Annotated in this window: 22 protein-coding genes and 6 pseudogenes; 13 read left to right on the top strand and 15 right to left on the bottom strand. The window is 66.8% G+C overall.

What is annotated here, in order from left to right:
• Nucleotides 1-134: 134 nt before the first annotated feature.
• A complete protein-coding gene (locus tag ACFYWI_RS34985; protein ID WP_389239819.1) occupies nt 135-263 on the top strand; it encodes a hypothetical protein in 129 nt (42 codons plus the stop codon).
• A 94-nt stretch (nt 264-357) separates the two neighbouring features.
• Here the strand turns inward: ACFYWI_RS34985 and ACFYWI_RS34980 are convergent, their stop codons facing one another.
• Nucleotides 358-711 (bottom strand): VOC family protein, encoded by a 354-nt coding sequence (locus ACFYWI_RS34980; protein WP_389239818.1) that lies wholly within the window; start codon nt 709-711, stop codon nt 358-360.
• Nucleotides 712-1,499: 788 nt separating this feature from the next.
• On the opposite strand from ACFYWI_RS34980, the gene ACFYWI_RS34975 reads away from it, so the two are divergent.
• Together ACFYWI_RS34975 and ACFYWI_RS34970 are read left to right on the top strand one after the other, a co-directional pair.
• On the top strand, nt 1,500-1,736 hold the full coding sequence (locus ACFYWI_RS34975) for a hypothetical protein (RefSeq protein ID WP_389239817.1): 237 nt from the start codon (nt 1,500-1,502) through the stop codon (nt 1,734-1,736).
• Between the two features lie 131 nt (nt 1,737-1,867).
• Nucleotides 1,868-2,269 (top strand): annotated as a pseudogene (locus ACFYWI_RS34970) (transposase); the annotation flags it as partial.
• Nucleotides 2,270-2,650: 381 nt separating this feature from the next.
• On the opposite strand, the gene ACFYWI_RS34965 reads toward ACFYWI_RS34970, so the two are convergent.
• Entirely contained in the window at nt 2,651-2,959 is a 309-nt protein-coding gene (locus tag ACFYWI_RS34965; RefSeq protein ID WP_389239816.1) for a hypothetical protein, read from the bottom strand.
• Nucleotides 2,960-3,228: 269 nt separating this feature from the next.
• Here ACFYWI_RS34965 and ACFYWI_RS34960 point away from each other — a divergent pair, with 269 nt between their 5' ends.
• On the top strand, nt 3,229-3,831 hold the full coding sequence (locus ACFYWI_RS34960) for a gamma carbonic anhydrase family protein (protein WP_389239815.1): 603 nt from the start codon (nt 3,229-3,231) through the stop codon (nt 3,829-3,831).
• Nucleotides 3,832-4,097: 266 nt separating this feature from the next.
• On the opposite strand, the gene ACFYWI_RS34955 is transcribed toward ACFYWI_RS34960, so the two are convergent.
• Nucleotides 4,098-4,889 carry an SDR family oxidoreductase gene (locus ACFYWI_RS34955; protein ID WP_389239814.1) on the bottom strand — a complete coding sequence of 264 codons (792 nt, stop codon included), beginning with the start codon at nt 4,887-4,889 and terminating at the stop codon, nt 4,098-4,100.
• A gap of 108 nt (nt 4,890-4,997) precedes the next feature.
• Between ACFYWI_RS34955 and ACFYWI_RS34950 the strand changes: the two are divergent.
• Nucleotides 4,998-5,312, top strand: a pseudogene (locus tag ACFYWI_RS34950) (transposase); the annotation flags it as partial.
• A 54-nt stretch (nt 5,313-5,366) separates the two neighbouring features.
• Here ACFYWI_RS34950 and fabV read toward each other — a convergent pair.
• A complete protein-coding gene (gene fabV / locus ACFYWI_RS34945; protein WP_389239813.1) occupies nt 5,367-6,575 on the bottom strand; it encodes an enoyl-[acyl-carrier-protein] reductase FabV in 1,209 nt (402 codons plus the stop codon).
• A 747-nt stretch (nt 6,576-7,322) separates the two neighbouring features.
• Nucleotides 7,323-7,919 (bottom strand): hypothetical protein, encoded by a 597-nt coding sequence (locus ACFYWI_RS34940; protein WP_389239812.1) that lies wholly within the window; start codon nt 7,917-7,919, stop codon nt 7,323-7,325.
• A 172-nt stretch (nt 7,920-8,091) separates the two neighbouring features.
• Here ACFYWI_RS34940 and ACFYWI_RS34935 point away from each other — a divergent pair, with 172 nt between their 5' ends.
• Nucleotides 8,092-8,316 carry a hypothetical protein gene (locus ACFYWI_RS34935; RefSeq protein ID WP_389239811.1) on the top strand — a complete coding sequence of 75 codons (225 nt, stop codon included), beginning with the start codon at nt 8,092-8,094 and terminating at the stop codon, nt 8,314-8,316.
• Nucleotides 8,317-8,357: 41 nt separating this feature from the next.
• On the opposite strand, the gene ACFYWI_RS34930 is transcribed toward ACFYWI_RS34935, so the two are convergent.
• From ACFYWI_RS34930 to ACFYWI_RS34920, 3 genes are all read right to left on the bottom strand, one after another.
• Complete coding sequence (locus tag ACFYWI_RS34930; protein WP_389239810.1) at nt 8,358-10,382, bottom strand: NACHT domain-containing protein; 2,025 nt, start codon at nt 10,380-10,382, stop codon at nt 8,358-8,360.
• Nucleotides 10,383-10,552: 170 nt separating this feature from the next.
• Nucleotides 10,553-10,702, bottom strand: a complete 150-nt coding sequence (locus ACFYWI_RS34925; RefSeq protein ID WP_389239809.1) for a hypothetical protein — start codon at nt 10,700-10,702, stop codon at nt 10,553-10,555.
• 254 nt (nt 10,703-10,956) lie between these two features.
• Nucleotides 10,957-11,133, bottom strand: a complete 177-nt coding sequence (locus ACFYWI_RS34920) for a DUF4259 domain-containing protein (RefSeq protein WP_389239821.1) — start codon at nt 11,131-11,133, stop codon at nt 10,957-10,959.
• 165 nt (nt 11,134-11,298) lie between these two features.
• Here ACFYWI_RS34920 and ACFYWI_RS34915 point away from each other — a divergent pair, with 165 nt between their 5' ends.
• From ACFYWI_RS34915 to ACFYWI_RS34900, 4 genes are all read left to right on the top strand, one after another.
• Nucleotides 11,299-11,583, top strand: a complete 285-nt coding sequence (locus ACFYWI_RS34915; RefSeq protein ID WP_389239808.1) for a hypothetical protein — start codon at nt 11,299-11,301, stop codon at nt 11,581-11,583.
• Between the two features lie 245 nt (nt 11,584-11,828).
• On the top strand, nt 11,829-12,158 hold the full coding sequence (locus ACFYWI_RS34910) for a GNAT family N-acetyltransferase (RefSeq protein WP_389239807.1): 330 nt from the start codon (nt 11,829-11,831) through the stop codon (nt 12,156-12,158).
• Complete coding sequence (locus ACFYWI_RS34905; RefSeq protein ID WP_389239806.1) at nt 12,133-12,327, top strand: GNAT family N-acetyltransferase; 195 nt, start codon at nt 12,133-12,135, stop codon at nt 12,325-12,327. The genes ACFYWI_RS34910 and ACFYWI_RS34905 overlap by 26 nt, the downstream gene beginning before the upstream one ends.
• Before the next feature lie 259 nt (nt 12,328-12,586).
• Nucleotides 12,587-12,742, top strand: coding sequence for a hypothetical protein (locus ACFYWI_RS34900; RefSeq protein WP_389239805.1), 156 nt, complete (start codon nt 12,587-12,589; stop codon nt 12,740-12,742).
• A 20-nt stretch (nt 12,743-12,762) separates the two neighbouring features.
• On the opposite strand, the pseudogene ACFYWI_RS34895 reads toward ACFYWI_RS34900, so the two are convergent.
• Both ACFYWI_RS34895 and ACFYWI_RS34890 read right to left on the bottom strand, forming a co-directional pair.
• A pseudogene (locus ACFYWI_RS34895) lies at nt 12,763-12,903 on the bottom strand (toxic cation resistance protein); the annotation flags it as partial.
• 198 nt (nt 12,904-13,101) lie between these two features.
• The gene (locus ACFYWI_RS34890) at nt 13,102-14,031 is read right to left on the bottom strand and encodes a DUF4344 domain-containing metallopeptidase (protein ID WP_389239804.1); all 930 of its coding nucleotides are present in this window, start codon (nt 14,029-14,031) and stop codon (nt 13,102-13,104) included.
• Nucleotides 14,032-14,939: 908 nt separating this feature from the next.
• Here ACFYWI_RS34890 and ACFYWI_RS34885 point away from each other — a divergent pair.
• Nucleotides 14,940-15,653: a bleomycin resistance protein gene (locus ACFYWI_RS34885; RefSeq protein ID WP_389239803.1), complete on the top strand. Its 714-nt coding sequence runs from the start codon at nt 14,940-14,942 to the stop codon at nt 15,651-15,653.
• Between the two features lie 1,266 nt (nt 15,654-16,919).
• Here ACFYWI_RS34885 and ACFYWI_RS34880 read toward each other — a convergent pair.
• A pseudogene (locus tag ACFYWI_RS34880) lies at nt 16,920-17,549 on the bottom strand (transposase family protein); the annotation flags it as partial.
• A gap of 51 nt (nt 17,550-17,600) precedes the next feature.
• On the opposite strand from ACFYWI_RS34880, the gene ACFYWI_RS34875 reads away from it, so the two are divergent.
• The gene (locus ACFYWI_RS34875; protein WP_389239802.1) at nt 17,601-18,161 is read left to right on the top strand and encodes a GNAT family N-acetyltransferase; all 561 of its coding nucleotides are present in this window, start codon (nt 17,601-17,603) and stop codon (nt 18,159-18,161) included.
• A 130-nt stretch (nt 18,162-18,291) separates the two neighbouring features.
• Here ACFYWI_RS34875 and ACFYWI_RS34870 read toward each other — a convergent pair whose 3' ends face one another.
• Together ACFYWI_RS34870 and ACFYWI_RS34865 are read right to left on the bottom strand one after the other, a co-directional pair.
• Nucleotides 18,292-18,762 carry a hypothetical protein gene (locus ACFYWI_RS34870; protein ID WP_389239801.1) on the bottom strand — a complete coding sequence of 157 codons (471 nt, stop codon included), beginning with the start codon at nt 18,760-18,762 and terminating at the stop codon, nt 18,292-18,294.
• 10 nt (nt 18,763-18,772) lie between these two features.
• Nucleotides 18,773-19,125, bottom strand: a pseudogene (locus ACFYWI_RS34865) (GNAT family N-acetyltransferase); the annotation flags it as partial.
• Here ACFYWI_RS34865 and ACFYWI_RS34860 point away from each other — a divergent pair.
• Nucleotides 19,126-19,259: pseudogene (locus ACFYWI_RS34860) on the top strand (IS5/IS1182 family transposase); the annotation flags it as partial.
• Between the two features lie 23 nt (nt 19,260-19,282).
• On the opposite strand, the gene ACFYWI_RS34855 reads toward ACFYWI_RS34860, so the two are convergent.
• Both ACFYWI_RS34855 and ACFYWI_RS34850 read right to left on the bottom strand, forming a co-directional pair.
• On the bottom strand, nt 19,283-19,723 hold the full coding sequence (locus tag ACFYWI_RS34855) for a phage tail protein (RefSeq protein ID WP_389239800.1): 441 nt from the start codon (nt 19,721-19,723) through the stop codon (nt 19,283-19,285).
• Between the two features lie 180 nt (nt 19,724-19,903).
• A complete protein-coding gene (locus ACFYWI_RS34850; protein WP_389239799.1) occupies nt 19,904-20,350 on the bottom strand; it encodes a peptidase inhibitor family I36 protein in 447 nt (148 codons plus the stop codon).
• Between the last annotated feature and the right edge of the window lie 69 nt (nt 20,351-20,419).

Genomic DNA, 20,419 nt, shown 5'->3' with positions numbered 1-20,419 from the left:
GATCCCCGCATTCGTGATCACGTCACTGCGCCGATCCTGACGCCCGACTCAGGCCATCCGAACAGCCCGTGGTGCCACCACCGGTGTGACTGACGACATCCACCGCAGGACGGCACGCCGCTCCGCTCGGCGTGGTGATCGTGCAGCAGGACAGCGCCGACCTGGCGCCGCCGGTCGCCGCGGCGCTGGCGGGGTCCGGACTCGCATCGCGCCTCCCACTGCGGCGCGAGTTCGGTGACAAGCTCGCCGAGGTGTTCCCGTGACAGCTTGCAGAAGGCGTAATGGAACATGGCCGCGAAGTTCACACCTCGACACCTAGTAGTCCACCAGCACGTCACCGCCTACGTAAAGACGCGGTCAGGCGGGCTGCCACAGCTCGACCCGATTGCCTTCAGGATCGGTGACCCAGCCGAATCGACCGACACCCTCCATGTCCTGCGTTTCTTTGGCCACGTCCGCTCCCTTGGCTCGCAATTGCGCGAGCATCGCATCCAGGTCGCGGACCCGGAAGTTGAGCATGGTTTGCTGGGCGCGGGACCCGAAGTAGTCGGTCTCGGACTCGAACGTCGCGAACGCCGTCGGCCCGGCTCCCTGACGCCACAGGCCGTTCTCATCGGCGTCCAGGCCTAGGCAATCGCGATACCACGCGCTCAGGGCCGCCGGGTCGGCGGCCCGCATGAAGTATCCACCGATTCCAAGCACATGTTCCATGCCGCTATCCTGCCAGGACGGCGAAGGGGCGGGCTGACACCACACCATCGCCCGCTTCACCCCCCGTCTCAATCGCGGGGGAACTCATTAGTCCCGGCCGGTCCCGGGGTCGATACCCGTCTGCCGAGCTCCAGTTGTCGACAGGAGAGAGTGGCTGCGGGTGGTGCCCCCAGCCTGCGTCGACGCCTCCTCGCCAGCTGCGCGCCATCGTCGCCACCCACATCGGCCCCGACGCGGTGTCGCGGGTGAACGATCTGGTCCGTACCTTCCTCGCCCGCCGCGCCCCCGGGGGAACTGGCCATCGGCCAGCTGCTCAACGCGGCACACCTCTGCCTCGGCGGGATGCGGGCTTCAGGCCGCTGACAGGACCCGTGGATCTCGGCGGCGAGACGGGTGCGGGTGGCTTCGTCGCAGCCGAGCACGCGGGTGACCGCCACAGGGGTCCGGCTTGGGGCACATCAGCGCAGACCGTGAGTAGGGTCGGGGACTGGCGCGTAGTTACCTATCGCGGAGTCTGGTGGTTCGAACAGGGTTCTTGATCGAATCTCGGTCAGGGCTTCGTGGCCGTGGTCTTTTTGGGCTGGCGGGGGATGGCCTTGGGCTTGTCGAGGTGCTCGTACACCGTCGACCGTGGCCTTGGCAACGGGGCTGCCAGCACCGAGAGTTGTGGTGCGCGGTGAAATCCGGGATGGGGGCATAGCATGATCAACAGGCCTGCTGGGCGCACGGTCGGCTACCACGACGCCCGTAGGTTGTTCCCCCCGACGTCCACGGTTCAGTTCGATCACTTGCTGAAGCGATTCGGTATCCGCCCGGAACGCGAGCTGCTCAGCGGCGAGGAACGCTACCCCACCGACACCGTCTACGCGCTGGCGCAGAAGGTCGAGGTGGGAACCGTTCGAATTCCGCCACCTACAACCGCTGAACGGCTCACCGAAGGCTTCCGTACGATACTGGCTCTCCTGGTAGTCGGCGGGTTCCTGATCCTGATCGTGAGCTGTTTCATCATCCTGGTCCGGAGCTGAGCGAATCGGGGATCGACCGCCTGGCCGGCCCTGGCGCGCCCATCCGCGAGCATCACTTCCAGAGAATCGTGGAACCCGCTGTTGTACCGATTTCGGGGCTTGGCGGTTCTGGAGGCACTACGGCATGCAGCCGGGGTGACGGCAAGACCGACGCGAAGGATGCGGCGATCACCGCCGACCAGGCCCGCATCCGCCGCGACCTGACCCCTCTGCGGCCCGGCGACGAGCTGATCACCGAGCTGAAGGTCCTCACTGGCTCACCGCCGTGATCTCACGGACGACCGCACCCGAGCTATCAACCGCCCCCGCGGCCACCTCACCGGCATCTTCCCCGCCCTGAACGGGCGCTGGATCTCATCAACGCCGGCCCGCTGCTACTGCTGACGGGTTACCAGACCCCGGCCGCCCTCCGCAGAACCGGCGCCCATCGGCTGGCGACCTGGCTGCGCAACCGCAAGGTCCGAGGCGTCGACGATCTCGCTGCCGCAGCCGTCCAGGACGCCGAGGGCCAGCACACAAGCGTGCCCGGCGAGAACTGCCCGCCGCTCTGCAGGAGCTTGCACCCTGCGGAGTGAGAGCCGGCGGTGACTTCCGTGCCGTTGTGGTCCGCCGCGGCTGAGCGGGCCTTCCTGCCGTTGGGCCCGTTAGGGCCAACGGGTCCAACTGGAACCGACCTGGCCAGTCAGCGCCGCATGCGCCGGTACCTGTGACGAGTCGTACCAAAGAGCGGAGCCCTCGTCCTCGTCGACGGGGCTCCGTCTTACACGGAAGTCCGTTCGCGACGGAGGTACGGCGTGGAGCAGCTGGAGCGCGCGACCGACCAGCAGAGGGCGGCAGCGATCGCCCCGTGATGCCGGAGCGCTCAGCTTCGCGGGTGACGCGGGGCCGGCGCTGCCGCCTGAGCCGACGCGGCATCAGGTACTCGACGTGGTGGTCCTGGTTGCCCTGCTGGGCGTGGCGATCCCGGGATAGGCCCAGGCGAGGACGGCGGTGTCGTCGAGGGTGCGCAGCAGTGCGGCCAGCCGGGGGTCGTTGAACTCCCCGCGAAGCACGTTGTCTTCGGGGCGGCTGCCGCCGGTGATCAGGTCCTCCTGCGTCAGTCCCAGCGCAGTCGGTACAGGTTTGCCCAGCAGGTTGACCCTGGTTCCGTTCACCTTGTGGAGCCACAGCGGCTGAGGCTGGCGATGGACGGTACGGGCTTCCCGCTTGAGGTAATCGATCACCTGCGATTCGGCCGCAAACGGACCTTGATCCGCGAACTCTCACTCCTCCCACCTGCCCCAGGAGAGCGGTGGACACGGATTCGCGCCACTCGTTTGCTCTGGAGATGCCCAGCCAGTCGTGAGTGAAGTGGCCGATCTCTGCCTCGCGGCCGCAGAGGGCCACCCTCCAGGATTTGACTTCCGGTAAGTTGCCTTATCAGGAGGCGGCGCGGGTCTTGCCTGGTGGAATGGTGTGCGCCAGCGCCCCGGGGCGCGGCATGATCGCGGCCATGCTGATCGCTCATGAGGGTTGTTCGCCGACGGTCCACCCCACGGCCTATGTTGCTCCGACCGCCACGCTGTGCGGGGACGTGCGGGTGGGGGCCGGGTGCCGGGTGCTGTTCGGTGCGGTGCTCACTGCCGAGAGCGGGCCAGTGGAGCTGGGTGAGGGCAGCATCGTGATGGAGAACGCGGTCCTGCGTGGTACCCGACGGGATCCGCTGATTCTGGGACGGCAGGTCCTGGTGGGCCCCACCTCCTACCTGACCGGCTGCCGGGTCGAGGACGAGGTCTTTCTGGCCACCGGCAGCCGCGTCTTCAACGGAGCACGGATCGGGACCCGCTCCGAGGTGCGGATCAACGGCATCGTGCATCTGCGCACCGTGCTGCCCGCCGACTCGATGGTGCCGATCGGCTGGGTCGCCGTCGGCGACCCGGTGCGCATCCTTCCGCCGGAGGACCACGACGGGATCTGGGCGGTGCAGAAGAACCTGGACTTCCCCGGCTACGTCTTCGGCCTGGACCGCCCTGCCGACGGCGAGAGCCTGATGCCGGCCATCTCTGAACGCTTCGGCCGCGGCCTCGGCCGCCACAGCAACGACCAACAGATCTGAGCCCCCGACGGAGGGGCTCGGCCCTGCCATCCACCGCTCGGCTCCACCAGGCAAGCCGCGATGAGTGCCCGCGACCAGCCACCGGCACCTTTGCCGTCGGCGAGCGACGGTCACAGTCGCCCTTTCAGGGGGCCCAGCGCTGTCGATACTCGTGAACACTCCGGTCCGGTCCCGACAGCCTGGTGCCTCCCGAACCGCTGTCGAAGCGATGTCCTTTCTCGGGTTCTGGCGCAACAACTGCGGCTCGCGCACGCAGTGTGACGGGCCTAGCCGAAGCCACCGTTGCTTTTCAGCAGTTGACCGTTGATCCACTGGCCTTGTCGTGAGCACAGGAAGTCCACGAGGTGCGCGGTGTCCTGCGGCGTGCCGAGGCGGGCGAGCGGCGTCTGGGTGATGCAGCTCTCCTGCACTTCTGTGGCCATCCAGCCCGTATCGATCGGCCCGGGGTTGATGACATTGGCGGTGACGCCCAGGTGGGCGAATTCCTGGGCCGCGGCCAAGGTGATGCGGTCCAGGGCGCCCTTGCTCGCGCCATAGGGCAGGTTGCCGACGGTGTGGTCACTGGTGAGGCTGACGATCCGGCCTGTTCCGTTGGTGCCGCGAAAGCGCAGGCCGTACTCGCGGATCAACAGCCAGGTGGCGCGTGCGTTGACGGCGAAGTGCCGGTCGAAGCTTTCGAGGGTGGTGTCGAGCAGGCCGGAGTCGACGGACTCGCAGTGGCACATCACCAGGGCTGTGACCTTTCCCAGCCGGCGTTCAGCCTCGTTGAAGATTCGCGCGGGGGCACCGGGATCGGCGAGGTCCGCTTCGATCGCCGCAGTGCTCGCGCCGTGGTCGGCAAGGGCACCGTCGATCGCGGCGGTTGCCCCTTGCTCAACCCCCCAGAGCATGCGCTTGTCATAAGGGGTCCAATACGTAAAGGCGATGTCCCAGCCAGAGACTGCCAGTTGACGGGCGATACCTGCGCCGATGCCGACGGTTCGGCCCACGCCGGTTACCAGCACGAGCGGGCGGGCTGCGTCAGAGGCATCGGCCTGGTTCTTATCGATGGTAATCACGGGAGGGGATAGTCCGGTACGGGCCCGATGCTGGCAACTGCTTTGGCGTAGATGGCGCATACGAATGGCCGCATTCGTCTGAGGGCGATGACTCTCGGCACGGCCGCCGTCCCCGACAACTACGGCACCCACAAGACGGAGCCGGTCCGGAGGTGGCTGCTGGCCCAACCCCGCTTCCACCTGCACTTCACCCCGACCGGCTCGTCCTGGCTGAACCTGGTCGAGCGGTGGTTCGCCGAGCTCACCTGCAAGAAGCTCCAGCGCAGCGTCCACCGCTCGGTCCCCGCCCTCGAACGCGACATCCGCGCTTGGATCAAAGACTGGAACGCCAACCCCCGCCCACATGTGCGGCACAAGACCGGCGACCAGATCCTCAACAGCCTCGCCAGCTACTGCCGACGCATCAACGGCCCAGGTCACTAGGGCTGGCGCCGCGACCTCGTTCTACGACGCGATCCGGGGCGTTCGTGGCGCGGGTCAGATGGTGAGAGTGGGCCAGGGGACGTCGGTTTCGACGGCGGCGGTGTAGTCGACGCCGGGGACAGAGAAGCCGTAGAGGCGGCGGACTTCGTCGCTGAACCAGTCGAGGTCGGCGAGTTCGGTGATGGTGTCGCTGGTGGCGGTGCTCCAGCGTCCGGCGACGGCGTTCTGCACGGCGGGGTCGAGTTCCCAGGTGTCGAGGCGGACCCGGCCCTCGTCGTCGAGGTCGAGGGGGCGGGCGCCGGTCAGCTGGTCCCACAGCTCCACCAGTTGACCGATCGGGGCCACCATGGCGTCGCCGAGGACGCCGCGCAGCAGACCGACGTACAGGGCGATGCCGGGGATGGCGGTGGAGGACTGAGTGACGGCAGCGGCGTTGACCGAGGTCACGGCCCGGCCGCCCAGGGTCTTGCCTAGGCGCTCGTCCAACGTGCGTGCGGTGGCTTCCAGATGGGACTTTGCGGCGCCGATGGTGCCCTGCCGGTAAATCGCCGCGGTGAGCGGCGAGCCGATGTAGGACAGGGCGGCGGTCGTGAAGCCGTCGGCGAGCAGGGACCGGTCGGCCAGGAACGTGATCCACCGTTCCCAGTCGGTGCCGCCCATCACCGCCACGGTCTGCTCGATGTCGTCGCCCTCGTCCGGCGCGGTGGTGACCTCCTTCACCTCCGGGGCGCCGTACTCGTCGAAGACGAGGGTCTTGGTGGTGTACGGCGAGCCGATCGGCTTGAGGACCGAGGCGTACACGTTGCCGGTGTCCGGGTCGGTGCGGCGAGGCGCGGCCACCGAGTAGATCAGGAAGTCGAGTCGTCCCCCAAACCGCTCGGCGAGGAGGTCGGCAACCTGCTCCTTCACCGTGTCGCTGAACGCATCGCCATTGAGGAAGACCATGTCCCGCCCGTGCTGTTGGGCGAGCCGGGCGGTGGCGGCGGTGCGGTACCAGCCGGCCGTGCCGGTGCGCCGCGCGGGCGCCTTCTCGAAGCACACGCCGATGCCACGGATACCGACACGGGCCAGGCCCGCGATCGTAGCGGCCAGGCCATACCCGGCGGACGAGCCGATGACCAGAGCCACCGGCCCTTCGCCCCCGGCGGTGACCGGGGCGGGGACGGCCTGCCACATCTCGTCCACCAGCTGTCGGCAGCCGCCAGGATGGGAGTCGAGGAACAGGAAGCCCCGGCTCTTGGGCGCAATGACGCGTTCGCTCACGGTGTGGTGTCCCAGGTGTCGTCGCGGACAAGGACGCGGCGGCCGCCTCGGCCACCCGTCCTGCAAGTCTGCGGCCGTGCGGATGAACACGGGGATCTTGACCGGCACAACGATGTCTAGCCGGGCTTGGAGGGTTCCCACTAGCTCTAGCGGGGGCAGCTGGCGGCACCCAAGTCCCATCCCCCGGGGTGGGACCGAACCTGCCGACCGGCAGGAACGTCTCGATAAATCTCTATTCGGCGTCGGCGAGTTGCGCACGCGTCGCACCAACCCCTGGCCCTCCTCGCCTGCTACTACCGAGGCATCAACGACTCAGGTCACTACCGGAGTTCCTCGGCGGCCTCACCGTCGCCGTGGTCGTTGGGCTCGCCACCTGGGGAGCCCGACGACTCCTGGCACGGCGAACCGGCGCACCCCCCAACAGCGCAACTGCGGCGGACACTCACAAACTCCGCCGTACACCCTGCTCGGCACCGTCACGCCCGACGGTACTCCGATCCAAATCATCAGCACCAAGCCGGCCCGAACCGCCATCACCTACCGGGACGGCGGTCGCGCCGAACGGTTCGAGCTGACCAACGCGCTGCTCATCGACGGCTCGTACGCTGCGGAGCCAATGGACCGCTACGTGTAGGTGGGTGCGGTTCCGATGGAACCGGACATGGGGAGGACATCGACGACGAGGCAGGGTAATCAGTCCCATCGCGCCTGTTCAACCTGCTGGCCGCACATGCACCGGGGGTTGGGCTATGTGGCGTTCCAGCCGTGTTCGAGGAGGCCGAAGGCGGCGTCGACAGCCCGCGCTGGGTCATCGGTGTCGAGGGCGAGAGCTGAGGCTTCGAGGGCGAATCGGGCCAGGGCGGCGCAGCGGGGGTCGTCGGCCTCGGCGCCGGTCGCTTGGGCGACGGCGCGGGCGAGGGCGTCCTGGTGACGCATCCACATCCGATGGGTGTACTCGTTCAGAGCGGGGGTGTTCTTGACAAGGTCCGTGAAGTCGCGGAAGCGGACGCCGGTGTCTGAGGCGCGGATCTGTGCATGCTTGACGTACTCGCGCAGCGCGCGGGGGATGGACTGACCCGGTGCCCGGTCATGTACCGGCCGCGATGAGGCAGCCTCCTGGTCGAAGACCAGGGCGCCCAGCGCAACAGCGGCGGACACATCCGCGTCTACGCCGGCAAGCGCACCGACGAGGCGTGGCACCGGCAGGCCGGCCTCTACCTGACCGCCCCCAGCGCCGTACGCGCGGCCCTCCTCGAGGAGTTCACCGTCTGGAGCAGCGACCTGCTCGACTTCATCACCGACACCGGCACCGGCTACATCAACCGGACCGGGATCGAGCTCCATTCTTCGCGGAAGGTGCCACAGCCGGGGCGCCTCAGGCGGTCCAGGTTGCTGACCGGTGGCATCTGTGGCACAACCTCGGCGAGGCCGCTGAACGGTGCGTCGCCGATCACCGAGCTTGCCTACGGGCACGGCGCCCGAGCCACCCCGCCCGGTTGAGGAGCCCGATGCCCCAATGGACACTTCAGGCTCGCCGTGGCCCACCGGCCACCGGTTCGCCGACCGGACTCGGGCCAACTACGCGGCCGTCCACGCGCTGCTTGCCGCTGACCACAGCCGCCGCGCGATCCAACGCCAACTCGGCATGACGTACCACACTGTCAAACTCCTCGCCGATGCCACCGCGCCCGAGGATCGCTTCCGCGGCCAATGGCAGGGGCGCCCGTCACCCCACCGCTGACCAGCGGCACAGCAGGGGCTGGCTGCGCTGTCTCAATGTGGCTATCTCTTTGGACGAGCATCCCATCTCGCGTGGGCGTCATGCGCTCTGGCAGCCTCAGCGTCTGCGAGGTGGGCTTGGAGTTCGAGGTGTCTGAACTGGTACGCGTTCCCGGCGATCCGGAGCAGACCAGCGTCGGAGGCCCAGGCAAGGAAGCGTCCCATGCGCCACGGCAGGCGTGAGCGTGTGCAGAGCAACGTGGCGAGGTAGCGACGCCAGGCTCCGGCCCAGATGACTCCGCTGAGAACGCCCAGGATGCCCCCGAAGAACCCCACCAGGAAGATGCAAAAGGCAAGCGCTTCGGCAAGGGACCATTGCTCGCTCACGATGGTGCTGATCGCCGTCACGAGGGCGAATGTAGCCCAGGTGCTGAAGCCGACTAGCGTTCCCGAACGCAGATCTGTCCGGACAAGGGCGTTCGGACCCTTGCTCGATGCCATCGTCTCCAGGTTGCGCCGGAGACCGAACGCGAGGCCTGCGATCAGGGCGATCGCGAGAAACACAGCCAGGTTAAGGACGCTGTCCCTGACGAGGGAGTACCCGGGTTCTCCGGCGACCGGCAGGACGAGGGCCATGGTGAACGCAAGCGCTGCCATGACTCCGAAGGTGACCGGTCCGACGATGGCGCGCCGCCCCTGCGGGGTGCGGAGCTTGTTAGGGGAGATGCTCTTGGGAACCGGCCATGCAACTCTGGCCGAGACGCAGACCCAGCCGATGGTCAGCAGCGCCACGACCACGAGGAAGGGGATCGCGGCAGGGTCGGCGAAAGCAATGGGCACCATCCAGGACACAATGACCAGTCCGGCGATGCTGCTGAGGGCGATGTCGACCACTCGCGCACGCATACCGGCAAGTGGCCACAACTGATGCAAAACCAGGTCGGTGCTGGGCAGGAGGCGCCCGCCCATGGTGCGGCGTTCACGGGCGTTGTCGCTCAGGTAGCGGGCGAGGATCCCGAGCCAGCACGCGACCTGATACGGCTGGTAGGCGCGATTGCCTGCACGCGTGTGCAGTTCGGTGGCGGCGGGCACGAAGCGGTCGAGGAGGTGGCTGCGCAGCGCCGCAGGGTCGGTGAAACGGAGCAGCTCGGAGGGGTCGCCGTCGGCCTCGTAGACGGTCACCGCCAGAGTGAGCAGCCAGGGGGTGGACAGTGCGTGGGCGGCTGCTCCTTGCGAGTGCCGTCTCGCATCATCGACCACCGGCTGCCAATCGGCAGGGGTCAAAACCCGGGCGGCCACGAAGCGCTGCGCCTGCGTGGCCGTCACGGATGACACCTCGACACGGGCTGCGTCGAGAAAGCGGATTCTTTCCGCAAGCGCGTCGTAGGTGGTGGTGCGGCAGGTCACCACCAAGGGCGCTTTGTGGCGACCGGCCTGGTACCGGTTGAGGGCGGCCAAGGCTTCAGCAGCGCGGCACGATCCGGCGTCGTCGACTGCGGTATCCATTTCGTCCAGACCGTCGAGCACGGGGAGGACACAGCGTCGGTCGATCAAGTGCCTGGCTGTTGTTTTGCTCAGCTGGTACGTATCTGCGAGCTCGCCGGTCATCCACACGTCCAGTGGCTCGGTAGTGTCCCAGCCGGCCAGGGCCATGCGAACCGGTACGGGTTCGTCGGCTTCTCGCCATTCGAGCAAGCTCAGCATGAGTTCGACGGCCAGGACGGTTTTACCCGCTCCGGCGGCTCCGGTGATCAGGAGTCGCTGGGGTCGAAGTCGGCGGTAATAGTCGCTGATCTGGCTCAGATGGCCGGTGGGCGCCGCACCGGTGGCTACCCGGGATGGTGCGGCGCGGGAAGTGAAAGCAACGTCGATCGGCTGATTGTCGCCGCCCAGCAACTGCGTGCGCTGCGCCAGTTCACCTGCCTCCACCGCCTCGGCGAGCTGCCCGGACACTTTGACAAGATCGACATCGGTCGAGGGCTTGAGCGTTTTGGCCGCTCCGTCGGCAACGGGCAGCAGCACGACCAACAGCCCGAACAAGCCCACCTTGTCGGACGTGGTCAGGTTGCCGCTGAAGAACGTGATCACGGCCCAGAATCCCACGGCCAGGCATGCCGCGAGCCGCAGTCCGCCTGAGTATCGAATCCATTCCCGCTGCCGTGCGCCTCTCACCCCCCACAGCATGCTCGCACGCCTCACCCGGCACTCGAGCGCCGCGCTGGAGCCGATTGGAAACCACACCCCTGGGCGCTCTCGCATCACCACGAGAAGCGCAGAGCGAGCTTGGCAGCCCGGGCCTTGACCCGTACAGCGACGTACTCGACGGCCGACTGCGGGTGCGCTGGCGGCGGGTGCTGTCCGTTCTCGGGGTCTGGCTCGCTTTCCGTGAACCGGTCACGCTGAGTCATGCGAGGTAGTTCAAAGGCTGTGATTGTCGTGCGCGTCTGTGGCGAGAAAGTCTCGTGCTGCGGAGGGGACCTCGTCCCAGAGGTGCTGCAACTTCGGGGAGGCCGATCCGAGCGTCGTCCGTCGCTCACCGTGCCCGCCTCACGGAACTTGAGCCAGAACCAAAATTCATGAACATCACTCATGCGAGACCTGCGGTGCCTCCGGGAACACTCGCTGTCGGGACCCGGGTTTTGGCTCACTTTCCCTGGCGCTGTCACCGTGGGTGATCAGCGGCTGTGTCGAGGGCCTGGAGGATCTGCTGCACTTCCTGGCGCCATTGGTCGGCGTCGGCACTGTCCACCCAGCCTGTCGTCGACTCGGCTCCGTCTAGGACTACACGGCGTAGTGCTTGGCGGGCCATTGCGCGAAGCGATGTCGGTAGTTCAGGCAGCGGTTGACTTGGCCCGTCTTCAGGATCGATAACCGGAAGACGCCGTTCGGATCATCAAAGGCGGCCCATCCGGTGAATGCCGCACGCCTCGCGAGCGAGGTAGCTGTCGCGGGGGTACGGCGTCTCAGCAGAGGATGAACTCGGAACCCGGCGAGGAGATCGGCCATGTACGCAGCAGTCCGACGGTACGAAGGGGTGACCGATGCAGTCGAGGCGGGACGTCTGGTGAACGAGGGGTTCGTGCCGCTCATGCGCCAGGTCCCCGGCTTCTTGGCCTACTACTGGGTTGATGCCGGGAACGGAGTCATGGTCTCGACCAGCGTCTTCCAGGACCAGGCCGGTGCCGAGGAATCGGTCTCGAGAGCGGCGGACTTCGTGCGGGACAACCTCGCGTCCCTGCTCCCCAACCCTCCCCAGGTCATGGCCGGGGAAGTTGTGGCTTCCGCATAGCGGCGTTCGAGACTGCACCTGGTTCGGAGCACGGTCGCGGGTTGGACCGAGGAACCGGGCGCGACAGCTTCCCCGAGGCGAGCACACCAGCAGCGCATGCGCACCACCGTCGACATCCGCCCTGGCGCCGGTACGACCGGGCCCCCGGAGCATGGGCTCCGGGCACCTTGGGGGCTGAGCGGGATCAGGGGTGCTCCGCCGGTGGCGCCTGGGCGCCGAGGGGTGTTCCGGGGCGCCTGTATCGAGTGCCTGGTGAGGCTGGTGGAGCGCCTGGGTTTGAGACACCATGCTCGGATGTCACGCTCGAGACTCCCCGCTCGATCCTGCGTTGCTGGCGCGAAGAGGACGCGGCGCCCCTGGCCGCCGTCAATGCCGATCCCGAGGTCATGCGATGGATTGGCGACGGCAACGTCCGAGACGAACAGCAGACCCGCAGCGGGATCGAGGCAATGGAGCGCGAGTGGGAGGCGCAGGGCTTCGGTCTGTTCGACGTGGAGATCGGGTCCACCGGTGAGCTGGCCGGGTTCACGGGCCTTTCCACCCGACTTCATGCCCGAGGTGCCGCCGGCGGTTGAGGTCGGCTGGCGGCTGGGACGTTCCTACTGGGGACAGGGTCTGGCCACGGAGGCGCCTGTGGCCGCTGTGCGGTTCGGGTTCGAAGACCGAGGACTGAAGCGGATCGTCAGCATCCGCGTTCGGCTCTTCGAGTTGAAGTTGGACCAATACGTCACAACCACTCGTTGATGGCTGCGACAAGAACGGTGGCCTCGTATCGGACGGCGAGTTTGATGCCCCGATGGATGTCAATGTCAACTGGCCGGTGTTGGCGTCGGTGAGTTCTTGGGTTTCTGGCGCTGCTCGACGGCCAGGCGCAGCTTGGTGGTCCGGCCGCCGCGCGAGCGCCCGAGCCCGTGGTCGGCAGGTGCTGATGGCGGCATCGTCGTCAATGTCGACGCCGTAGTCAGTGGCGAGGCCGACGAGTCCGGATACGTAGCCCTGGCCCATGGCACGGACCTTCCAGGTCACCACGGCGGTAGATTTCGGCAAGTACGACGACGGTTTCGCAGGTGCCGAAGTCAGGGCGGTGAAAGCCATGCCGGTCGCGCCGGCCTGGCTGATGCTCACGCGCGGGACGGTGGTGAAGACCGCCCTGGGCTGAAGCGGGTCGACGCTCGCGACGAACACCACCGTGGCCACGTCGTAGGGGAGCCGATCCAGGTCAGCCGTAACCGTGTGATCGGAAACCCTCACGCCGTCCTGGACTAGGTGGTTGTAGAAGACGAGATCGCCGTCGCTGCGGACCTTACCGTTGCTGCCCAGCGGCAGCGCCGAGACATCCCCCGCGGGTTTCGCGTAGGCGGCCAGGTAGGCCAGGGCGCCGCCGCGGCAGCGCCTTCCAGGGAGTCACAGCCGCCGCTTCCGGCGACACCCGCTGCCTGAGCGACCTACCTTCCCGGCGCTGGTTGCAAGATCCGGGCTGAAGGACGGCCGGAGATGCGGGCCGATGGCTCTGCATGCTCATTGCTCGCTGCGGAGCTTGTCGAGCTGCTTCTCGAAGGCCTTCGTCTCCGCGATCAGCTGGTCGCGTGCGTTCTCCTGCGTCTTGTCGCCCTGGTCCTTGAATGCCTCGGTGAAATGTGGCTGGAGTTGGGTCCACCAGCCGTAGTCCAGCATCGCCCAGGCCTGCGGACACAACGGGGCGCGGGTTTTCGGCAGGTAACCTGCACCGACCAGGGGCCCGTAGAACTTCTTCGGGTCACTCCCCTCGAGGTAGCAAAGGAAGTGGAAGACCCGTTGCTGGGTGACGGGGTGATCGCTCGAGAGCCCCTCGAGCGTCAGCCTGCCCTCCGCGCGGGCGAGCTCGTCGAAGAGGATCGCGGCTGCCAGTGACGGCCCCGGCCCAACCTCGTTGACGGTGTAGAACGACGCGAACCCGTCGGCGGCGTCCTCCTCGAGGCCGAGGTTCGGAAGCAGAAGCTGACGCTGCAGAGCGTGGCCCATCTCGTGGCCGAAGATGAACTGGGTCGACAGCGCGGTCAGGTCGTCGGCGTTGAACATGGCCTCGGGGAACAGGGCGGGACGCTCGACGGTCTTGACCACGTTGCTGAGGACCCCTTCGATCTGGGTCAGGAACGCCGGGGGCACATAGATCGTCCTGCCGTCGGGCTGGGTGACCGCATCCGTAACCCCCGGTGGGACCTTGTCGGTGACTTTCACGACCAGGTCATGCGGGAGGGCGACCGACTTGTTCACCCATTCGGCGACCTGCTCGAGCACGCGGGACTTCCGGATCACCGCTACGGCCTGCCGGTCCTTCGGCTTGGTCGCGTTGTCCTGGTAGACGACCGTGACCTCGCCGTTCGCGTCAGCCTTGTCGGCGTCGCCGCCACACGAGGCGACTGCGAAGCCGGCGACGAGCAGCGCCCCCGCGAAACCAGTCCTCAACATGGCCGAGTACCCACCACTGCTCAGCACCTAGTCAGCTCTTTTCCTTGGTCAAGGCGTTGGGGCGGGCGGTCTCCGGAGCCACTTCCCGATGCGGAGGAGGGACTCGACGTAGATGGCCGGGACGGCGAGCGGTATCGCAGGTCCGATCGTGCCGGCGGCCGGATGGCAGAGGCAGGTTTCGAACCTGACACGCGAATTATGATCGACGGATGCTGCGTCCACAATGATCTATTTGCAGCGGTTTTCGTCCCGCTCGTTCGGGCTAGCCGTGATCTTGGACCGAGGTGAAGCGCCCCGGGCCTCCAGGGGCGCCGTTTCGTCGCCCGAGCAGCGATTCTTCGGTTGTCCGGATCGAAGATCGACCATAGGAACATTCACACCTTGAAGGTGCAGCGCGATGGACGCTCATTCACCCAACCCGTCCGGGCTGACGGCTCCTACAGTGCGGGCGCGTACTGGACGACCGTGGTCTCGCAGGGCTCGTCGGCGAATACCTTCAAGACCGCCGACTCGGCTGCGTCCGCGGCCAGCTGCCCAGCGCAGCTTGGTCGCCACCTACTCCCCCGACGACGCGGGCCGTGCGCCCTTGAAACTCCCGATCCGCCCTTTACTCCCCTTCAGTGCAATGTTGATGGCCCTCGGAGCATTTTGGGCGACGCTGCCCGGCTCGAGGAGGGCTTCGAGGATCATCAGGGAGATTGCCTGCCAGGCTCGAGTTGGGCCCCTTCCGGGAAGTACAACCCGGTCCGGACTGTCACCCACCCGCACAACTCCTGAGACCACGATTGGGTACCCCCAGCCGTTGAGTTCCTGGTGGACGTGCGCTCGCCTGTGATGCAGGACGGCAGCAAGGGCCGACAGTGGGGTACCCGATAGCGCTCCTAGTCAACTTTGACTAGAGTACTGGCATGAGTGAGAAGACCATCCCGATCCTGCCGTGCCGGACCGTCCAGCCCGTGCTCGACTTCTACACCGCCCTCGGGTTCCAGGTGACATTCCAGCAGCGGAGCCCCAATCCCTACGTGGTCGTGGAGCGCGGCGGCATCGAGCTCCAGTTCTTCGGGGTGAAGCAGTACGAGCCGGCCGAGTCGTTCAGTACGTGCTACGTCCTGACCGATGATGTCGACGGACTGTACGAGGCATTCCGGGCCGGGCTCAAGGCTGCGTACGGGAGGATCCCGACCCGAGGGCTGCCGCGCATCGGACCGCTGAAGGACATGTCATACGGCGTACGGCAGTTCCTCATGACCGACCCGGGCGGCAACTGCATCCGCATAGGGCAGCAGATTCGAGAGGACCTGCACCATCAGCCCGTACCCGAGGAGACCTTCGCGAAGGCTCTGCACCACGCGTCCCTCCTCACGGACTCGAAGGAGGCCCCTGAAAGCGCCGCGAAGATCATCGACCGTGTGCTGGGCCTTGAGGACGAGAAGCCGACACGCGTGCAGCTGCTTCAGCTCCTTGTGCTGCGTGCGGATGTCGCCGGGCGCCTCGGGGACGAGGAGACGGTGGCGTCTGCGCTCGCCCAGGCCGCAGGGATCCACCTCGCCGCTGAGGAGCGGGACTTGGCCCAGGACGCCCTCATGCGCCTGCAAGATTTGCTGACGATAGTCCGGCCATGAAGTCGCTGGTCACAACCACTGGTTGGGGACTGCGACCAGGAGGTGGCCCGTCGCGGATGGCCGACCCTCGCGCTCAGCCGTCCCTGGGCGCTTGTTGGGAGGAGGCCCGTACAACGCGGGTGTTTGCGGGATCCTTAACCCAGCGGCAGCATGCCGTCCCGGGCTTCTCCAGTAGCAGAAGGGGCGCAGTCATTGGATGCTCCATTGGTGCGGGTGAGCCGGATCCTTGGGGCAGCCGAAGATGTTCAGTTCACCCCAGCGGCCCACGGTCACTTTCGTCGGCGTCCCTTCCTTCCTCTCCCTGGCGCCGTCTCCGTCCTCGCTCGGGATCCAGCTGTGAGTGCCGCCGTCCCATTCGGAACTGTCGACGGTCAGGATCAGCTCCATGGGCCTTCGGCAGGCGGTGCAGTCCATCGGATACGGATCGGTCAGATGCCACGACGCGAAGCCGCCGATTCGCCAGCCGGGGGGAATGGAGAGGTCGTACTGGTAGAGACAACCCCCCTCCCGCCACTGTCCGGGCGAAGCTTCCCACTCCTCGATGACCGCCTTCAGTGTCACTGGAAGCAGAGCTTGGTAGGGGTACGTACGCACTTGCTCGGGATGCAGGACGCACGGTTCGGGCACGTACCCGTCGAAGCCGACGACTTCCGGCTCCGGCGTCTGGGGCAGAGGTTGTGCAACCTGATCGGAGTGCCGCCAGCGCAGTTCGACGGACATGCCGTACCCGCTCTCGCCATGGCGGTCGAAGGGGCACCAGAACAGCTGAAGCAGATCGCAGCCGTCAGGCCCGGCCGGCAGGTCAGGAATGTCCCGACGGAAGAACTGGGCTGCCCCCACCATCGGGATCGGATCGCAGTCGTCCATGCCGTCCACGCGGTACTCCTCGTCGAGGACCCGCAAAAGCTCCCGCCGCTCGTCCCCGTCCGGCCACACCGCACCCACAAACCGCCTCAACCGGATGTCCTGCGGCCGTCGCCCCACGGCGCGCTCGTGCGGCTGAGTGCACATCGGCCATGCCTCGCCGGCCGGCCACAGCAGTGGGCCGCCGACATGACTGTCCGTCGACGCCGGAGTGCCCGGCCGGGGATGCAACCGGGTTGTCGTGCTTTCGTGCGCAGCCAAGCCAGGGAACAGGGAGACCGGGTCGACAGGGCGAGGCGGCGTGGTACGGGACATGAACAACAACCCTAGAACGCCGCCGGACTTCGCCGCACGAGGCCGGCCGCCAGCCTCTGCAGCCGGGCAATGAGCACACACCCGATTGCGGTGGGAGGTGTTGTGTTCTTCTTTCCACTCCGGGAGTTCGGTCTGACCAGGCTTGAGGCGGTGCGGGATGACCAGGCCGGTGCCGCGGTATCCGCCATCCGCAATCGTGATCGTCTTACCGGCGGCGGCTTTGGCTCCGGATTCCTCCCATGCCTTGCAGTCGTTGCGGTTGCCGGGCAGCGGTCGACCGATGGCGACGACGAGGCAGGTGTCGGCGTCGATGACCACCTGGTGGTTGGTGGAGTACCGGTAATTATTCGACTGTGCCGCCACAGCATGGTCGCGGGTGGGGACCAGGGTGTCGTCCACGATCAGGACGGTGTCCTCGCGAAACCGCTTGCGGGGCTGGAGTGCGAGTGCCAGCGCGAGATGGTCGATGATGCGGTCGGCCGCAGACTTCGAGATGCCGAACAGAGGGGCGAGCTGTCGCAGCGTCAGGTTGGTGCGCCAGTACGCAGTGACCAGCAGGACCCGGTCCTCCAACGGCAGGCTCCACGGTCGTCCCCTGCGGACCGCATCCGCTCCTTCGCGCCGCAGTGGGGTCAGCAACCTTCCGAAGCAGCGCGGACTCAGCCCGGTGAACGGGGCTATCCAAGACGGCTCCGACGCCGTGATCACACCAGCCACACCAAGATCATCCCCTGGGTAGCTCTGGGCGACGTCTCGCGGAATCCGCTGGTGCGACGCAGCTTCGGCGTCAAGAATCGGCGGATGCATGAAGTGAAGCTGTCCGACGGGATCATCACTCTGTCGCCGCTGCGCCTGGACGATGTGAAGGCGCATCTCACGGGGGAGGATGAGCTGCTGGTTCGCTGGCTCAACGGTGGTCCCGGCACGCGCGAGGGCGTTGAAGCGTACTTCCAGCACTGCTGGGAACAGTGGGACACTGCCGGGCCGCTCCGCGCTTTTGGAATCCGGGTAGGCGCCGACGAGGCACTCGCGGGGACGATCGACTTGCAGTTCACAGGGGAGGGATTGGCTCCCGGCCAGGTGAATGTCGCCTACGGCCTCTATCCGTCCTGGAGGGGGCGTGGCCTGGCTACCCGCGCGGTCCTCCTGGCGTCCCAGTACGCAACCAGTGAGGGTGGGGAGGAGGCGGTGATCCAGGTGGATCCGGAGAATCCCGCATCCGCCGCCGTCGCGCGGCGGGCAGGATTCACCCCCGGCAAGCAGCCGCACAGCAAGGACGGCACACGGTTCCACTGGTACATCCGGGACCTGCGCGTCGCTCTCCAGTGATGATGGGAACCTGTGAAATCCGGCCAGTGTCGCTCTTCGTACCCCAACTGCTCAGGGTTTCGAGACGAGCGTCGGAGGCCGCTCGTCTTGGCGGCTCCTGATCGGAGGGGTTCCACCTATTTGCTTGGACTCAAGGGGATGCGAGGCTCGCGCGTGCTGCGGCCATGAAGGCGATCTTGTGTTCCTCGAGGTGCTCGTTGACCTCGACGTCGCCGATCTCTCGCCACACCGCCTGGTTGAGTGCCCGACCGTATGTGTGCACAGGGGCGTGCAGGTCCGCGTCGCTGAGCAGCACTAGGTGCCGTTCAGCGATCCAAAGCCTGGTCATGACACCGGAAGCGGCACTGTTCCAGTCTTCGTCATCGCCCCAAGCCTCGGGACGGCTGTAGGCCGCCCGTTCGGCATCCTGGGCGCAGGCGATGAAGTCCTTGATCGCCTGCATCTGCTCTGCTCGGCGCGCCGCGCTGGTGGCCGCTGCCTGGCGGCGTTCCTCCAGCCGTTCGGCGGAGCGCTGAGTGGCGCGCTGGGAGAGCGCCGTCAGGCCGCCGCCGAGGGCGACGCCTGCGAGTAAGAAGATCGGTGCCCACACTTCCATCGCCACGCGGCGCCCCCTACGACAAGTCCTTGTGCATCAGCGTGCACATGGTCTCGTACCGGAGCAGTGAGCCGTCGGGCGCCTGGACGTCCCAGGCGTCCGGTCGGCGACCGCGGGCCAGGTAGCCCAGTCGCTCGTACAGGGCCCGGGCCCGTGGATCGCTCTCGTCCACCGCCAGCTCGGCCCTGTGCAGGCCGCGCGACCTGATGCGGTCCGCCGCGGCCCGGATGAGCATGGTGCCCAGACCACACGACTGCAGGGCCGGGAGTACCTCGAGCCGCCAGAGTGTGCCTACGCTGGCCGTGACCTGGTAGTCGATGCCTCCGATCGCCACCGGAACATCGGCCGGGTGCACACCGCCAGATAGTCATCAATCACACGATTCCCGAGCGCAAGGACCAGCGAACCAACCGCCTGCGCCGCCGTGTTAGCGCGGCAACCGACCCGTCGGCTTCGACAAGGCGAACTACAAGCGCCGCAACGAAGTCGAGCGAACGATCAATGCTGATCGGTGAGTCAGTCGTGCCTACTCGACGGTGATGTCCTCGTAGGTGATCGCTACCTGCTCGGTTGCCGGCCCGGACTCAGAAGCCCCAAGTGAGGGGCCTTCCCAGCGGGACGCCCAGGCGTTGCTGAGGTGGATACGCCGAACAGTCTGCTTCTTCGCGTCTTTCAGAGCGATGGTGATGTTCTGTCGGGCGTCGTCGAGATCGGCGTTTACCAGCGTCGCTTTGATCCAGTCGGTGAATGCGGTGCTCTTGTCGATACCGCGGGTGATCGTGATCTCACCGCTCTTGCGTGAGCCCGGCTGTTTGCGCACGAGCAGCTCCCCGGTAGGGGACACCTGCCGGACCTCGACGACGTCCTGTTCCAGTTGCAGTCCGGACACGCTCTGGACCGTCTCGACTTGGAACTTGCCCAGTTCGATGGCAAAGGTGCTGCTGCTGAAACTGTCACCGGTGAGCACGACGGGTACCTCCTGCTGCTCGTTCCTTCGGCCTGCCTGATTGTCGATCGTCCCTTGTCTCGAATCTGGCAACCCTGAGGCGCGCCCGTCGAATCGAGGCAATCCACCGGGCAGGGCCCAGTAGGCCTTCGCTGCCGAGACGGGCTGCCGGATGTCACCCGCACCCGGCAGCCCCCTTTCCTAGGAGCCCTTGTAGGAACCGATGGGGGGCGCGGTCCCGCAGGACGAAGAGCCCAGCTTCTGCACGGCCGAGATCTCGTCGTGGAGGCCGAACCAGTCACCGAGCTTCGACACCGAGTACCCGGGCCGTACGCAGTACTTGGCTCCCTGGTTGTGAGCGTCGACGTACACGTACCAGGAGACGCTGTTGCGGTTCCACAGCGAGTCGAACCGGTCGTTGTCGCCGCCGAGAGCAGGCGCGGAGGCGGTGTAGGCGGTGAAGATGCCGGCGTAGTTGTCGTCGGACCACGCGCACAGGCGGTTGTCGGCACACTGGCCGGGACTCGCCAACGCGGGCGCCTGAGCCGTGGCGAAGGCGATCCCTGCGGCGCTCAGGAGGACCGCCGCACGTTCCCATGCGCGGCGCGGGCGGGACTTCGTGCTCGGTGGCGACGTCGAAGCAGTCATGCATGTACTCCTCTTCTTCGGCCCAGTGCCGGAAACATCACGAATGTTGCGGGAGACCGGGCGCCCGTG

This window comes from Streptomyces sp. NPDC002889 (assembly GCF_042888425.1).
Lineage (GTDB): Bacteria > Actinomycetota > Actinomycetes > Streptomycetales > Streptomycetaceae > Streptomyces.
The sequence above is the reverse complement of the archived record's forward strand: the minus strand, read 5'-3'. Positions and strand labels throughout refer to the sequence as shown.

Coding starts and splice junctions, on each gene's coding strand:
- ACFYWI_RS34890 (WP_389239804.1), bottom strand. CDS start 14,031: ATGTTGAGGACTGGTTTCGCGGGGGCGCTGCTCGTCGCCGGCTTCGCA.
- ACFYWI_RS34925 (WP_389239809.1), bottom strand. CDS start 10,702: ATGACTCAGCGTGACCGGTTCACGGAAAGCGAGCCAGACCCCGAGAAC.
- ACFYWI_RS34935 (WP_389239811.1), top strand. CDS start 8,092: ATGGACACTTCAGGCTCGCCGTGGCCCACCGGCCACCGGTTCGCCGAC.
- ACFYWI_RS34960 (WP_389239815.1), top strand. CDS start 3,229: ATGCTGATCGCTCATGAGGGTTGTTCGCCGACGGTCCACCCCACGGCC.
- ACFYWI_RS34940 (WP_389239812.1), bottom strand. CDS start 7,919: ATGGAGCTCGATCCCGGTCCGGTTGATGTAGCCGGTGCCGGTGTCGGT.
- ACFYWI_RS34850 (WP_389239799.1), bottom strand. CDS start 20,350: ATGACTGCTTCGACGTCGCCACCGAGCACGAAGTCCCGCCCGCGCCGC.
- ACFYWI_RS34980 (WP_389239818.1), bottom strand. CDS start 711: ATGGAACATGTGCTTGGAATCGGTGGATACTTCATGCGGGCCGCCGAC.
- ACFYWI_RS34900 (WP_389239805.1), top strand. CDS start 12,587: ATGGCACGGACCTTCCAGGTCACCACGGCGGTAGATTTCGGCAAGTAC.
- ACFYWI_RS34905 (WP_389239806.1), top strand. CDS start 12,133: ATGCCCGAGGTGCCGCCGGCGGTTGAGGTCGGCTGGCGGCTGGGACGT.
- ACFYWI_RS34885 (WP_389239803.1), top strand. CDS start 14,940: ATGAGTGAGAAGACCATCCCGATCCTGCCGTGCCGGACCGTCCAGCCC.
- ACFYWI_RS34915 (WP_389239808.1), top strand. CDS start 11,299: ATGTACGCAGCAGTCCGACGGTACGAAGGGGTGACCGATGCAGTCGAG.